The organism is Sphingobacterium siyangense (assembly GCF_007830445.1).
Lineage (GTDB): Bacteria > Bacteroidota > Bacteroidia > Sphingobacteriales > Sphingobacteriaceae > Sphingobacterium > Sphingobacterium siyangense.
Genome location: NZ_VLKR01000042.1, coordinates 1 through 15451 on the forward strand (window position 1 = coordinate 1; position 15451 = coordinate 15451).

A 15451-nucleotide genomic window follows, 5' to 3' on the forward strand; every position below is an offset into this window, starting at 1 on the left:
CAACCAACCAACCAACCAACCAACCAACCAACCAACCAACCAACCAACCAACCAACCAACCAACCAACCAACCAACCAACCAACCAACCAACCAAGCCCAATATCGAAAGCCCCAGTAGTAACATTTCGTTTATAATTCACTAAATCTTTTTAGTATACTTATATTCATATTCTGAAAAACCAAGAAGTATACCATGATAAAAACCAAAACCTCAATTTTTGTGCTGGCACTATCGCTCTTCGGTTGGCTTAATGCTTTGGCACAACAGCCACAGCTTTCAACCCCATGGACAGCAATAGCCAAGCAAACAGAAATCCCACTTTCCGAATATCCACGTCCCCAAATGGAAAGGAATGAATGGCTATGTCTCAACGGTAAATGGGATTATATAGGTGGAAAGGATGCTCCGAATGCACTAAATCCTGCTGTCCCCATTTCCTTTGACCACAACCGAGAAAGCATTCTTGTCCCCTATTGTCCAGAGTCCTATTTATCCGGAATACAACGCAAACAAGAAATTAATCTGTGGTATCGTAAAAATTTCGAGCTACCTAATCATTGGAAAGGGAAAGATATTATACTCCATTTTGGTGCAGTGGATCACGACGCGACCATATTTGTAAATGGGAAAAAAGCTGGTACTCATTCAGGTGGCTACGACTCCTTCTGGATCAACATCACTGAGTTTTTAAAGGCCGGTCCAAATAACATTGTCGTTGCAGCGCATGACAAGAACGACGGTAAGTATCCTTCGGGTAAAAATGGACCTCGAGGCGACTATACATTTTCTTCTGGCATATGGCAAACTGTGTGGATGGAACCAGTAAGCAAAAACCATATACAGGGCATCAAATTGTTACCTCAAGTAGCAGAAAAACAACTAAAAATACAGGTCACTAGCACAGCGAAGGCAAAAGTTACGGCCATCGTTTCTTCAGAAGGAAAAGAAATTTCAAAAACGGTAATTCAGTCGGGCATGGAATTTAATATCCCGGTAGAAAATCCAAAACTTTGGTCTCCTGACTCCCCCTTTTTATACGATTTAAAATTAAGTATACATGGGAAGAATGGAGAAATCATCGACGAGGTTAAGAGTTATTTTGGTATGCGTGATATTAAACTTGGTAAGGTAAACGGAATTGTAAGGCCGCTATTGAATGATAAATTTGTGATGCAGCTCGGTCTTCTGGATCAGGGGTACTGGCCCGATGGTATTCTAACAGCACCTACGGAAGAAGCTCTCAAATATGACATCGAGTTTACCAAAAAAGCTGGCTATAACCTTATTCGTAAGCATATGAAAACCGAACCCCAACGGTTCTATTATTGGGCAGATAAAATGGGACTGCTCGTGTGGCAAGATATGCCCTGCCTTTGGTATCCCGATGAAGACACTACGATTTATCGAAAAGCATTTCGTGATGAATACAAGGCCATCATTGACGACCACTACAACTCCCCATCCATTATCGCCTGGGTTCCTTTTAACGAAAACTGGGGCGCTTTCGATGTACGCAATATTACCGACTGGACCAAACAATATGACCCTTCACGTTTAGTGAACGGTAATTCGGGATTTAACAACAATCCATCTTACCAAAAAGCTTATGGTGATCCCGGAAATGGAGATTTTGTTGACACCCATATCTATGTTGGCCCCAAGGGTGCCTCAGAACCGGATTCGAAACGGGCAGCTTCCCTTGGAGAGTTTGGTGGCGTAGGCTTATTTGTCCGCGGTCACATGTGGCCTGTCGAAAACAATGCCTATGCCTACGAACCCACTATAGAGGCACTCACAGACCGTTATATATTCCTAATGGATAATGTCGAACAATTGCTCCGATACAAAGGACTGAGTGTTGCTATTTATACGCAAACTACCGATGTGGAACATGAAGTCAATGGTCTATTGACTTACGACCGTAAAATACAAAAAATGGTTCTTGAAAGAATAAAAGCCGTCAACCAAGCCGTGATTAAAGCTGGAAATGAATTGAATTAGCGAATACAGATGTTCGCTATTTCGCTCTCAAAGAATTTTCAAACGATTCAACTGAAACAGCTGTTCTTTTTGCAGAAGTGTTTAATAACAGATCAAGGTGTAACACTATTATGGCAAAATATTCAGAAAAAGCATCTGAGAAAGTTGAAAAGACGATGCACGAAATGAAAGCGGGAAAATTAAAATCTGGTAGCGGAAAAAAGGTAACATCACGAAAACAGGCGATTGCCATCGGCCTCTCCGAAGCCAAAAAGGAAGGTGCCAAAGTACCCAAAAAAAATCCTAGCAAGTAAACTTGCTAGGATTTTCTCTTTAGCCCAAATTATGCTTTTTCATGCGGCAATCTACAGTAGAGATTTTTTCTTGTCTGTACCATCATAAGGATCTGACAAAACATTTTGACTATCCTCGACATCTATAAAATTTTGATTTACATCGACGGGTGTATAAATATGAACACTGCTTCCATTTCTCTTTTTGAGATAATATTGAATCTTTGTTGTATCAATATTGGTCACATCTGAAGCTGTCCATATCATTTTATGACCTGCACCATCAATCGTTATTACTGTATCATTGCCACGAGCGATGATACGCTGCAGTCCCAATTCTCCTTTTCGATCACCTTCTCTTGTCAACAAATGTGTGTTCCCATCTTTATCAATCATCCTGATCTGTTGATTATTGTTGCATCCAACTAAAAGGATGAAACTAAACAGAAGAAATGGAAGGGTCGTTCGTATTATTTTCATATCGTTCGTGGTATAACTCAATATAGTTTAACGACGAGACACAAAGATGCTGCCAAAATACAGCTGGCATCAAAGATACCTTCCAAAAGTTGGTGGATTTACCCTGAGTAGTTATCGCCTCCAGCAAACAACCTTCTGCTAAATCACATACAAAAACTACCTGTCTCTATTTTATATTCGTTTTTTTTATCAGACGGCTGGCACTTTCTGCTGCAATGATCAATGCTGCTGCAAGCATAATTACATCTTTCAGGACTAATCTACCTGCCGCGGATAAATAAGGAAAACCATAATTAGGTGACGGGAAATCCCCATCTAGCTTTGGCACAAACGCTTCTGGAGTTGTTATCAAGAAAGAAAGTGTAACCAATGACATAAGCACTGTACACAATGCTCCCAAAATTCCGATTTTAGGATACCAGATACCTAAAAATATCATCAGACCAATTGAAACAATTACAAAGCCAAGTATATAAGAAAAAATATAAGTTCCATTTTCTTGGTGCCATGCAATATTTTTCTTTACGACACGACCTTCCGGATTTTTAAACAACTGGTATTCCGGTATTAGCTCTCCGTTTTTATCCAACACCCGTTTTTCCGTATTATGATAAAAAAAACACATTGCCGGACTATTAATAACAAAAGGAACTATACCATCAGCTTCATATTGAAATGCTTTTAATCCTCCAATCCATGCCATCACAATAAAAATTGAAATTCTAGCAAAGTTTGTAAAGATATATTGTGACTTTGCCAATAGCTTTATTATTTTCTCCATAACGTAGTTTGTTTAATACCATGCAAAACTAAACAATGGCTTAAATCCACAACATGGACAAATAGATCTATAACATAGACTTTTCGGCAACAATTGATAAACCCACCCGCTTCCGAAATACCTTAGGAGATACGCCTACCATCTTCTTAAAAAATCTACTGAAATAAAACTCATCTTTGTACTGCAAATTGGCTGCTATTTCTTTAATACTTTTGGCCGTCAAATGGAGCTGTCTTTTACTTTCCAATACGAGGCGTTCCTGGATCAACTTTGATGGGGATTTTCCCCATTTCAATTTTATTTTTTTCGTAAAAACGGCTGGACTTAAACCGTAGTTCGCTGCATAAAAGGTAACTTCTTTATGCGCTTTATAATTCTTTTCCAAAAACTGCTCAAAGTCATCAATAATATCTCTATGAGCCCAAGACGGTTTTTGTACGTCGTTAAAAAGTAGCTTTTGTCTACTCGCTAGCGCTAAAATCAGCTGTAAATAGGTTCTGCTCAATGACTGATCATAGGATTCCGACGACATTTTGAGCTGATCTATTTTTCCCATGATCGTTGATATCTCATGATAAATAGCTGCTGAGAGCAACACATGAGGTTGCTGGTAGATGTTGTTGAATAGAATTCCATTACAGGCAACTTCATCTTTATGATATTCTATACAATAAAAATCGCCGTGAAATTTTAGCACACTAAAAGTACTTTTCAGCACCACATCCATCGTAAACAACTGATAGGGAGACAAAAACAAAACACTTTTAGGATCCGCATGGTATGTCACCAAATCAACCGAAAAACTCGTCGCTTTCTCAAATAAAAGAATGCAGTACAATGGTTCACTAATGTTGAATCTACCGGCAGATAATACTAATTTTTCAAACAGGATATGGGAATAGTTCATGTTATTAAGCTAATATATGAATTTAATCGAACCTATTCATCCGGTCTTAAGCTTCGCTTCAAATGATAAAACTTAAGCAGAATATGGTCATACCATAAGGCAAACAAAAGCATAGTAGCGGGTAACAATAATGTTTTCAATTTAAAATATTGAAACATAAAACCTCCTATAATTCCCCCGAAAAAAAAACCACCAATAATCATCAACTTAAGAAAAATACTTTTGTGTAATTTCACTTTCTCAACAATTTCTCTATAAAAAAGCAACTGTGAAATTTCAATACCAAGATCAGTAAACAATCCGGTCAAATGCGTCGTTCTGACAACGGATTGTGACACCTTCGTTACCAGGGCATTCTGAAGTCCCATAGCAAAAAGCAGGGCAAATGAAATTATTGTTGGCAAAGTTGGCCCTGCTTTAAATAAAGCTGGGACCAGTCCAACGTTAATTAAGATAATAGACTCGATACAAATTGGAATAATATAGGCGTTATGTGATTTCTTTTTTGAGGCTAATTCTACGATAAAACCTGAAACAGACGCTCCCATTAAAAAGAAAGCAATGTATAACAGATAAATCAAAGCCATCTTGTAATTCATTAAAATCAACTGTTCTGAAAAAAATGCGAAGTGACCTGTGACATTCGTTGTTAAAGTGCTAACGGCAAGAACACCTGTAATATTGACCAAACCCGCAACACAAGATAAAATAGAGGCTAACTTTAAATTATGAATATAATTCCTTCCTCTCCCTTGATGCCTAAACATTTGAATTAATCTTTATAAATTAGAGAAAATAGATGAAAACAAGATTCATTTAAGGTTTCAGTAAATCATATACCCTGACATAATCCACCTCCATCTCTGCAGGAAATGTGCTACTATCGACGCCTTGCATACCGCCCCAATCTCCACCAACGGCCAGATTCAATAGTAAATGAAATCTTTTATCAAATGGCCACACGCCATTGCCTTTTCCTTCATTTGGAAAACTGTAGATCTGTACATCATCCACGAAACCACGAATATACTCAGGGGTCCAGTCTATCCGATAATTATGAAACTCCGATGTTGCCTGATCAATTCGTTTCATCACTCCTTTTTGAGTTCCGATAGAATGATTATAATCCTTTGTATGAACGGTAATATGTATTGCATTCTCGTCATAACCGACATGCTCCATGATATCTATTTCTCCCGAATGTGGCCATCCTCCGTAACCCCAATCTGTCGGCAACATCCAAGCAGCTGCCCACGTACCTTTCCCTTTCGGCACCTTGGCTCGGACTACAAATCGACCATATAGAAAATCGCCCTTGTTTTTACTCACCAGCCTGGCAGAAGTATAGTTCAACCCCTCATATTGTTCTTTTATTGCAGTAATACGTAAAACACCATTTGCCACACTTGCATTTTTCCTGTTTGCATCTGTATAGTATTGAAGTTCATGATTTCCCCAACCATTATGCAAGGAGCCTACATCATATCCCCATTTTTTTGCGTCCGGAAGACCATTGTAATCAAACTCATCACTCCAACTGGGCATTTCAGCAAACTTATATTCTCCTACATGTGTACTATCGGGACTTGCAGAAAGTATTGCGATCAAAGAAAGTATCCAAAGGCTCATTATGTTTATATTTTATACAATTATTGATAAAGCTAATGAAAAATATGAATAGATTACCTCACATCGGAGACGCAATTTAAAGCTCAGTTAGTAATCATAAAATCGCGGCTACTAACTTTAGTTTAATCATTTTCCCTTTACTAAACCGTGTACGATCAACCAATGGAAAGTGATAAACAGGAGGAGATTACCCGCAATTAATATAAATTACGCTTAAAAAAAGTAGGTACCGTCAGGTTGCGATAAATTGCTTTCGTAAGATTTCGGGAAAATATACTTTTGAAAAAACTTTTAGGACTGTACGACACAAGTAAAAGATCAATAGCTTCGATTTCCACCATGTAGTCGATACAACGTGGTATAGGCATATTGTAATCTAAACGATTGACCGCATTTTTTTCCACATAATCAATTTTATTAAACGAAAATTGGGCGGATAGCTTTTGTTTCCAGTTTTCAATATCTTCTTGTTTTGGAGAGATATACTTTTGTGTTACGTGCAACAGGCTGAGATTAAATTTCTCCGGTACACGTAAGATGAAACTGTCGAGTAGATCATATTCGGACGCTTTAAAATTGCTCAGTAATCCGATATTTTGTAACCTAAATTTTTGGAAAGTGATGGGTACTGCCAAGACACCGACTGGACTCTTTTTTATCAGGGCGAAGGTATTGCTTCCCAAGACAGCTTTTTGTATCATACCTTTACCTTTAGCTCCCATGACGATAAAATGGTATTCTTTTTCTTGTAGTAAGTTTAGTACCGTTTTTTCCAAGTCGCCGGCCAAACTTACGGTTTTACAGCGGAGATCAGAAAATTCATCGTCGATACGTATCTGCCAGTCCTTGAGCATGCTTTCAGCCTCTTCCTTCTGAGGCTTCAAAAACATATTCTCCATTTTCGCATGGACACTGTCTTTTATTGGGATGGTATAAATATGCAGAAGTTCTACTGTCCAATTAAATTTTTTAGCCAGATTCGCCGCATATTGAACAGCAGTCCATGAGTTTTCAGAAAAATCGGTGAGTACGAGAATTGTTTTGTCCATAAATATTTTGCAGATAAATCAGCGCGGATTATTAGTATTACAACAGTAAAGAAGACAGAAGGTTTTTAATAATCAATCAAAAGAGAAACTTAAAAAAAAGGTTTTCAAACGGGGAGAATGAAAACCTTAAATAACCAATTATAAACCTAAATTATGATACAACAAAGATAAGCATCAAAAAAATAAAATCCAAAATAAACTACCAAAAAGATAGACTTTTTTTTTACGAAGGAATCAGTACAGCCCTTCCTTTGATCTTACCGCTGCGCATTCGATCATAAACTTCGTTAGCCTGATCAAGCTTAAACTGCTCAATTTCAATATGAATCTTCCTTTGCCTAGCCAAACCTACAACTTCCATAAGCTCAACCCGAGAGCCCCAATATGGGTTTGTCATACTCACACCAAAAGGAAGCCCGACATATTGTACTGGTAGTGTCCCCCGCCTAATCCAACAATTGTCAGGTCACCATCCAAACCAACAACCTTTGTTCCTAGATCTATAGTCGATGTTGCGCCAACAAAATCAATCACTACTTTAGCTTTTTTAATGCCCGTAATCTTATTTATTTGTTCGGCTGCATTTGCATCTTTCGAATTAACCACATAGGCTGCGCCGAGTTCTTTAGCAAAGGCTAGTTTTTCTTCGGTGACATCACAGGCGATAATTGAACTCGCGCTTACTTCATTTAGTATTTGTAAGGCAACATGGCCCAAACCTCCAACTCCGATCACAACCACATACTCATCTGCTGTCAATTTGCCTATCGAACGTTTTATCGCCGAATAAGGAGTAAGTGCCGCATCCGTTAATGGCGCAGCAATGACTGGATCTAAGTCATAAATTGGGACCAGTAAACGCGAAGAAGGGACAAGCATATATTCCGCCATCCCACCATCTAGGCCTAGCCCACCACCATAAGCCATTTCAGACTGGTGATCACAATAATTTTCCTTTGATTGCTGACAGGGTTTACAGTGCCCACAGCCCCAAGGGCCATAGACCAGTACCGCGTCTCCTTTTTTATAGTCTTTTACATCCGATCCAACTTCTTCAATCCAGCCCGCATTTTCGTGTCCCAAGGTAAATACCGTACCTACAACGGTCCCCTCATCTATAATGTGGAGATCAGAATGACAAACACCTGCACCACCAATTTTTAGTAATACTTCATCGCCCTTAGGAACGGGCTTCACAAGATCATTCACAACGCGGACATCTTTATGCCCAAAAAAACGTACTGCTTTCATATTGAAAATTTTTTGTTGACTAATAGAACTACAAATAAGAACGATATATGTTTCAACGCATATGAAGACAGCGGCAACATGTAAGTCTTATTCCAAGAAAAAGTATTGCAGTCCCCTGATCGTATTACCTAACGGGCAAGTCAAAAGTATTCATGCAATAAAGGCCGGCAACTCGAAGATATTTATGTATTTTTATCGGGAATCAAAGGATAAAAATACATGCTAAAAAAAGGTGAACATATTGAAGGCGTTCCTATGGAACTCCAACAATTGTTGGATACGGACGAAAAAGCCAATGCTTTTTTTGAAACACTTTCCAAATCATACAAACAAGGCTATTGTGATTGGATTGGATCAGCAAAACAGGAACAAACCCGAAAAACAAGAGCTGAAAAAGCAATACAAATGCTACGAAATAATCAGAAAACGTTAAAAACCGTTTAGAATAGCCCAATTGGATATTAAGGTGGTTACTTATCAAAAAATACTACAAGCCATTCTTACTCAATTGAAAGAATAGATTAAGCCAAACTAAAAAAACAACGAAAATCAACCCGAAAAACACCTAACAACACAACCAATTAAAGAAAACTAAAGCTATTTAGGTCATATTTTTTAAAAATATCACCTAAACGCAATTTCAAAAACGGAATTTGAGTAATTTTTACACAATTAACCACTAAAACACTGTCAGTTTAAACACTTTGTAACAATATTACATAAACTTTAAAATTTCCATACCTAAATCACTTGTATCATTTTTAAAGTTTAATTACATTTGCTTTCAAGGATGCAAGGAAAATTCCATCAATATCTGTTCGGCGTAGTTTGCGCAATACTTATCAGTTTTGGCTGGTATCATGTGCCAACACCAAATAATATTCCCTCCTGCAATCTTCACGCTGTCAATCACTTCAACAAGCAAGTAAAAAGCGAAGATTATGACACCAAAGTTATTCGCAAAACTAAACGTCCTCGACATGAAAAATTAAGGGCTTATTTTTCAGAAAATGATAATGAAAACGACGACACGGGAAGCGATTCCAATAGCCCTAACTTATTCGCACTTAAAGGCGATGGTTTTGGAAATCTAGTCTCTTATATCCATCCCGAATTTCACAATACACGCACAGCAGTTTCGCTTGCAAATTCCAACCAGCTTACTTCACGAAAAAACGCCCTATATATCCATTACAGTGTATTCAGGCTGTGATTTTTTAATAATTTCTTAAAAAAACATCAAAATAGCTTTCAAAACCATTTGGAAGCAGGTCACACTATTGTTCAATTTTTCGAAAATAATTAAAAAACTATTATTATGGTCATGAGAAGCTTTATGTATATAAGCCTGTGCCTTATTATTCTATCGACAAGCTGTCAGTCAGAAAAAAAAGACAAAAAAGAAGCTGCAGTTTTCAATGTCACTACTCCTTTGGTCAAAGATACAATTGTCAATAAAGATTATGTAGCCCAAATCCGTTCGATCAACCATATTGAATTGCGCGCACAGGAAAAAGGCTACATTCAATCGATATTTGTCGATGAAGGTCAATTTGTACAAAAAGGACAACCCCTCTTTAAAATCATGCCCAACCTCTATGAGTCCGATGTAAATCGTGCTAAAGCAGAGGTAAAATATGCTGAAATCGAATATCAGAACACCAAAAATCTGTCCGAAAAAGATATTGTCGCTCCGCAGGAAACTGAAATGGCAAAAGCAAAATATGAAAAAGCCAAAGCTGAGTTAGCCGCTATGAATACCCATCTCAAATTTACTGATATCGTAGCACCGTTTTCAGGAATCGTTGGTAAGCTTCATGTCCGTAAAGGAAGTCTTGTCGATGAAGGTGAGTTGATCACAGAGCTGTCCGACAACAGTAAAATGTGGGTTTACTTCAATGTACCCGAAGTTGAATACCTCAATCAAATGGACGCAAAACAAGACAATAACCCGCTGCATGTACGGTTAAACATGGCCAATGGAAAAGAATTCGGTCATGAGGGTATTGTTGAAACAATTGAATCAGACTTCAATAATGAAACTGGAAATATTGCCTACAGAGCGACTTTTCCAAATCCAAAGGGATTATTGCGTTATGGCGAGACAGGCAATATCGTCATTACATCGCCCTATAATAACGCGCTTATGATACCTCAGAAAGCTACATTCGAGGAGCTTGAAAAAAAATATGTTTACGTTATTACAAAAGATAATAAAGTAAAAGCAAGAGAAATAAAAGTTGCTGCAGAACTGCCGCATATCTATGTTGTTTCTTCCGGATTGGGCAAGGACGAAAAAATTCTGCTGAATGGACTTCGCATGGTACAGGAAAACCAGACTATTGAATCCAAATATCAGACTCCGGAGAAAGTCATGTCAAACTTAGATTTATATGCAGAGTAATTAAAAAAGCAGCATTATGTTTAAAAAAGTAATACATCGACCGGTATTTGCTATTGTCATATCGGTTGTAATCCTATTTATCGGAGGTTTGGCCATAAAGCAACTTCCTACTGAGCAATTTCCAAAAATCGCACCGACTACAGTGGCGGTCTCCATTGCCTATCCTGGTGCAAGCGCTGATGTACTTGTAAAATCCTCACTGATTACACTGGAGAATGCAATCAACGGTGTACAGGGAATGCGCTATATCGCAACAGATGCGACCAGTGCCGGTGAAGCAACTGTAAACGTCGTATTTGATCCTGGAACAGATCCTAACGATGCCGTAGTACTGGTCAAAACCCGGGTGGATCAAGTCATGCCACTATTGCCTGAACTTGTTCAAAAGGAAGGAGTCGTCGTCAATCCAATTCAGCCTAGTATGCTGATGTACGTGAATCTTTACAGTACAAATAAAAGCATGGATGAAAAGTTCTTGTACAACTATGCAACGGTAAATATCATTCCTGAAATCAATCGTATTCATGGTATAGCCAAATCACAAATCTTAGGTAGCCGTAGATATGCCATGCGCGTCTGGTTAAATCCCGATCGTATGCGCGCCTATAGCTTATCAGTTGATGAAGTGATGAAAGCGATAGGAGAACAAAGTATTATCGGCCGTCCCGGTCGACTGGGACAAAGCTCGGGTATTGCAGCGCAATCCCTCGAATATGTCCTAACTTATAAAGGGCAATACAATACACCTGAAGAATACGACAATATTATCGTTCGCGCAAACGGCGACGGTGAAAACATCAAGTTAAAAGACGTAGCTAAAGTCGAATTGGGTAGTGAGTTCTTTGACATCTATTCCAATTTAGACGGGCATCCCTCGGCTTCAATTGTGTTGAAACAGAATTATGGTAGTAATGCCAATGACGTTATTAAAGATGTGAAGGCAAAACTTGCTGAGATGAAAGGTAACTTTCCTCCAGGGATAGACTATAAAATCAGTTATGACGTATCCCAATTCTTGGATGCTTCTATCGAACAGGTGATGCATACCCTACGCGATGCTTTTATTTTAGTTGCCATTGTTGTGTTTATTTTCCTTGGCGATTGGCGTTCGACGTTGATTCCAATCATCGCCGTGCCCGTTTCGCTGATAGGTACATTCTTCGTCATCCAATGGTTCGGTATGTCGATCAACTTAGTGACCTTGTTTGCATTGGTGCTTGCTATCGGGATTGTCGTGGACAATGCCATTGTGGTCATTGAAGCAGTACATGCCAAAATGGAAGAAAGTGCCATATCGCCATACAGCGCTGTAAAAGAAGTCATGGGCGAAATCGCAGGTGCTATTATCGCTATTACAGCTGTTATGGTGGCCGTTTTTATCCCCATTTCATTTATGACAGGCCCTGTCGGAACATTTTACCGTCAGTTTTCAATTACCATGGCGAGTTCCATCGTGATATCTGCAGTAGTCGCATTAACCCTTACTCCTGTGCTTGCCGCGATGCTCCTGAAAAATAACCATGGTAAACCAAAAAAATCAAATGTATTCACTAAATCGCTCGACCTTTTTAACCGTACTTTTGATAAAATAACGGGCAAGTATGCCTCCTTACTTCGTAAAATTGCCAGCCGAAAAGTAATTACATGGGGTATCTTAATAGCATTCTGTGTCGGAATTTTCGTCATTAACAAAACGCTTCCAGGAGGTTTTATACCGAGCGAGGACCAAGGCACAATATATGCCATTATTCAGACTCCTCCAGGATCAACATTGGAACAGACCAATAAGCTTTCCAGAGAGCTCCAAAAGATCTGTCAAGGGGTAGATGGGGTAGAATCTGTCTCATCACTGGCGGGTTATGAAATCATGACGGAAGGCCGTGGATCGAATGCAGGAACCTGTCTTATCAACCTCAAAACCTGGGGTGAACGTGAACACTCCGTTAAAGAGATCATGGAAGAACTTGAAGAAAAATCAAAAAATCTAGGTGCAACGGTTGAATTCTTCGAACCTCCCGCTGTTCCAGGGTTTGGTTCTTCAGGAGGTTTCTCCATGCGCCTGCTGGACCTCAATAGGACCACCGATTACCAAGATTTCGATAAAGTAAATAAAGCATTTATCGCTAATCTAAAGAAACGTAAGGAACTCACCGGAGTCTTTACATTCTTTGCCGCCAATTACCCACAATACGAATTGGTATTTGACAATAACGCCGCCATGCAAAAAGGCGTTTCCATTGGTAAAGCCATGGACAACCTCAATATCCTTATCGGTAGTACCTATGAGCAGGGTTTTATCCGTTTCGGTCAGTTCTTCAAAGTCTATGTACAATCTTCACCAGAATTTAGAAGGCTACCTTCCGATATCATGAACCTTTACGTCAAAAACGATCATGACCAAATGGTTCCTTATTCGGCCTTTATGACCTTAAAAAAAACACAGGGACCAAACGAAATCACGCGCTACAACATGTACAATTCGGCCGCCATCCGTGGACTTCCGGCAAATGGGTATACAACGGCTGACGCTATTCAGGCAATCAACGAAACTGCACTTCAAACATTACCACATGGCTATAAAGTTGCCTGGGAGGGCTTGTCCTATGATGAGGCCCAACGTGGAAACGAAGCCGTTTATGTCTTTTTAGTCGTCTTAGTCTTCGTATATCTTGTACTTGCTGCACAGTACGAAAGCTTTATCATTCCGTTTGCGGTATTGTTGTCGCTACCAGTTGGTGTATTTGGATCATTCTTCCTATTAAAAGCTATGGGACTGGAAAATGACATCTATGCACAGGTCGGACTGATCATGATTATTGGTTTATTGGGTAAAAATGCGGTGCTTATCGTAGAATTTGCCGTGAAAAGGCGCCAAGCTGGCGATAGCATATTAGAAGCAGCTATTGAGGGCTCACGAGCACGTTTCAGACCTATCCTCATGACCTCATTTGCATTTATCGCTGGACTTGTACCACTTGTCTTTGCCAGTGGTGCCGGAGCTATCGGTAACCATACCATAGGTGCCTCAGCGCTGGGAGGTATGCTCGTCGGAACTATCTTTGGCGTTATTGTCATTCCCGGACTCTACTACATTTTTGCAAAATTGGCTGACGGAAGAAAAATGATCCAAGCCGAAGACGAATCACCATTAAGCGAAGACATGATACATTATGAATAAGAACAGATTATATCACTATACAGGTTTCGCATTTTTCTTGCTTAGTCTTGCAGCCTGCAAACCACTGGAAATAAAACAACGTGCCGAAAATAGAACCGTTCCCGGAAACTATGGGGATGCTGACAGCGACACCGTGAATACAGGAAAAATCAAATGGAACAGCTATTTCAGCGATCCCAATCTACAAGGACTGATCGGTCAGGCACTAGCAAACAACCAGGAGCTACATATTATGCTTCAGGAAATTGAAATAGCCAAAAATGAGGTAAGCGCCAAAAAAGGTGAATATCTACCTTCCGTAGGTGTAAAAGTTGGTGCGGGGGTCGACAAAGTAAGTCGCTACACAAACATTGGAGCGATGGAAAAGAATACAGAAATCGAACCCGGACGCGAAATGCCTGAACCGCTATTTGATTTTGGAGTTGGTGTACAGGCACAATGGGAAACAGATATCTGGGGTAAACTCCACAATGCGACCAAAGCGCAGCTGCAACGGTATTTTGCCAGCGTGGAAGGCAAAAACTTTATGGTAACTCACCTGATCGCTGAAATTGCAGATTCTTATTATGAACTCCTGGCGCTCGATAACGAACTTCTGGTTATCAATGAGAATGTAAAGATTCAAAACGATGCATTGGTCGTCGTAAATGACTTGAAGAAAAATGCGCGATCCAATAAACTTGCCGTCAAAAGATTTGAAGCCCAGATATTGAAAACCCAAGGTATGCAATATGATATCAAGCAGAAGATCACAGAAACAGAAAATAGAATAAACTACCTTGTTGGAAGATTCCCGCAGCCGGTTCAAAGGGATCAACAATCATTTGATAAGCTTGTTCCGCAAACCGTTTATGCCGGCATCCCGGCCGACCTCCTGGAAAACAGACCTGATATAAAGCAGGCTGAATATGAACTTGCAGCGTCCAAACTGGACATCAAATCGGCCAAAGCCCGCTTTTACCCTTCTTTGGACATTGCGGCGGGAGTAGGTTTTCAAGCTTTTGATCCGACTTATCTCATCAAACCGGAAGCCTTTCTCTCTTCCCTCGTTGGTGAACTCACCGCCCCTTTGATCAACAAACGGGCAATTAAAGCCGCGTATTATAGCGCAAATGCACGACAGGTTCAGGCTGTTTACCATTATGAGCAGACTATATTGGCTGCTTATATTGAAGTTGCAAACCAGCTCTCCAAAATTAAAAATCTGGAGAATGGCCTACAAATTAAGACCAAGGAAGTCGATGCATTAAATGAGTCTATCGGTATTTCCAACGACCTTTTTAAATACGCCCGCGCAGATTATATGGAGGTTCTGCTGACACAACGCGATGCCCTGGAATCCAAATTTGAGCTCGTTGAGAAGAAGGTCAACCAACTCAAAGCAAGCGTAGCGATATACAGATCCCTAGGTGGTGGATGGGATCATCAATAGCACACTTTCAATTTTAGTTTTTATATGTTGGGGACTTATCATGTGATAAGTCCCTTTTTTTGTAA

15 protein-coding genes are annotated in these 15451 nt (G+C 39.6%); 7 read left to right on the forward strand and 8 right to left on the reverse strand.

The genetic code is table 11. The annotated features are described in order from the left end of the window. Window positions 1–194 precede the first annotated feature (194 nt). Together IQ31_RS24450 and IQ31_RS24455 are read left to right on the forward strand one after the other, a co-directional pair. Window positions 195–2003, forward strand: coding sequence for a glycoside hydrolase family 2 protein (locus IQ31_RS24450; protein WP_145330739.1), 1809 nt, complete (start codon window positions 195–197; stop codon window positions 2001–2003). A 110-nt stretch (window positions 2004–2113) separates the two neighbouring features. Further along, the gene (locus IQ31_RS24455; RefSeq protein WP_145330741.1) at window positions 2114–2296 is read left to right on the forward strand and encodes a DUF6496 domain-containing protein; all 183 of its coding nucleotides are present in this window, start codon (window positions 2114–2116) and stop codon (window positions 2294–2296) included. Window positions 2297–2347: 51 nt separating this feature from the next. Here IQ31_RS24455 and IQ31_RS24460 read toward each other — a convergent pair whose 3' ends face one another. The 8 genes from IQ31_RS24460 to IQ31_RS24490 all read right to left on the reverse strand — a co-directional run bounded on the left by IQ31_RS24460 (window position 2348) and on the right by IQ31_RS24490 (window position 8372). After that, window positions 2348–2755 carry a hypothetical protein gene (locus tag IQ31_RS24460; protein ID WP_139145018.1) on the reverse strand — a complete coding sequence of 136 codons (408 nt, stop codon included), beginning with the start codon at window positions 2753–2755 and terminating at the stop codon, window positions 2348–2350. Window positions 2756–2921: 166 nt separating this feature from the next. After that, window positions 2922–3536, reverse strand: coding sequence for a DUF417 family protein (locus tag IQ31_RS24465; protein WP_145330743.1), 615 nt, complete (start codon window positions 3534–3536; stop codon window positions 2922–2924). A 67-nt stretch (window positions 3537–3603) separates the two neighbouring features. After that, window positions 3604–4443 (reverse strand): helix-turn-helix domain-containing protein, encoded by an 840-nt coding sequence (locus tag IQ31_RS24470; RefSeq protein WP_145330745.1) that lies wholly within the window; start codon window positions 4441–4443, stop codon window positions 3604–3606. A gap of 32 nt (window positions 4444–4475) precedes the next feature. Then, window positions 4476–5210: a YoaK family protein gene (locus IQ31_RS24475; RefSeq protein WP_145330747.1), complete on the reverse strand. Its 735-nt coding sequence runs from the start codon at window positions 5208–5210 to the stop codon at window positions 4476–4478. A gap of 49 nt (window positions 5211–5259) precedes the next feature. Beyond that, a complete protein-coding gene (locus IQ31_RS24480; RefSeq protein ID WP_145330749.1) occupies window positions 5260–6072 on the reverse strand; it encodes a glycoside hydrolase family 16 protein in 813 nt (270 codons plus the stop codon). A 197-nt stretch (window positions 6073–6269) separates the two neighbouring features. Continuing rightward, window positions 6270–7121: a universal stress protein gene (locus IQ31_RS24485; protein ID WP_145330751.1), complete on the reverse strand. Its 852-nt coding sequence runs from the start codon at window positions 7119–7121 to the stop codon at window positions 6270–6272. Between the two features lie 223 nt (window positions 7122–7344). Continuing rightward, complete coding sequence (locus IQ31_RS27760; RefSeq protein ID WP_208734383.1) at window positions 7345–7518, reverse strand: hypothetical protein; 174 nt, start codon at window positions 7516–7518, stop codon at window positions 7345–7347. 2 nt (window positions 7519–7520) lie between these two features. Then, window positions 7521–8372 carry an alcohol dehydrogenase catalytic domain-containing protein gene (locus IQ31_RS24490; RefSeq protein WP_208734384.1) on the reverse strand — a complete coding sequence of 284 codons (852 nt, stop codon included), beginning with the start codon at window positions 8370–8372 and terminating at the stop codon, window positions 7521–7523. Window positions 8373–8591: 219 nt separating this feature from the next. Between IQ31_RS24490 and IQ31_RS24495 the strand changes: the two genes are divergently transcribed. The 5 genes from IQ31_RS24495 (at window position 8592) to IQ31_RS24515 (ending at window position 15386) form a co-directional block, all read left to right on the forward strand. Then, window positions 8592–8816, forward strand: coding sequence for a YdeI/OmpD-associated family protein (locus tag IQ31_RS24495; protein WP_145330753.1), 225 nt, complete (start codon window positions 8592–8594; stop codon window positions 8814–8816). A 346-nt stretch (window positions 8817–9162) separates the two neighbouring features. Further along, complete coding sequence (locus tag IQ31_RS24500) at window positions 9163–9585, forward strand: hypothetical protein (RefSeq protein WP_070566908.1); 423 nt, start codon at window positions 9163–9165, stop codon at window positions 9583–9585. 105 nt (window positions 9586–9690) lie between these two features. Then, entirely contained in the window at window positions 9691–10776 is a 1086-nt protein-coding gene (locus IQ31_RS24505) for an efflux RND transporter periplasmic adaptor subunit (RefSeq protein WP_145330755.1), read from the forward strand. A gap of 16 nt (window positions 10777–10792) precedes the next feature. Continuing rightward, the gene (locus tag IQ31_RS24510; protein ID WP_088162530.1) at window positions 10793–13954 is read left to right on the forward strand and encodes an efflux RND transporter permease subunit; all 3162 of its coding nucleotides are present in this window, start codon (window positions 10793–10795) and stop codon (window positions 13952–13954) included. Next, window positions 13947–15386 carry a TolC family protein gene (locus IQ31_RS24515; protein WP_145330757.1) on the forward strand — a complete coding sequence of 480 codons (1440 nt, stop codon included), beginning with the start codon at window positions 13947–13949 and terminating at the stop codon, window positions 15384–15386. The genes IQ31_RS24510 and IQ31_RS24515 overlap by 8 nt, the downstream gene beginning before the upstream one ends. Window positions 15387–15451 lie beyond the last annotated feature (65 nt).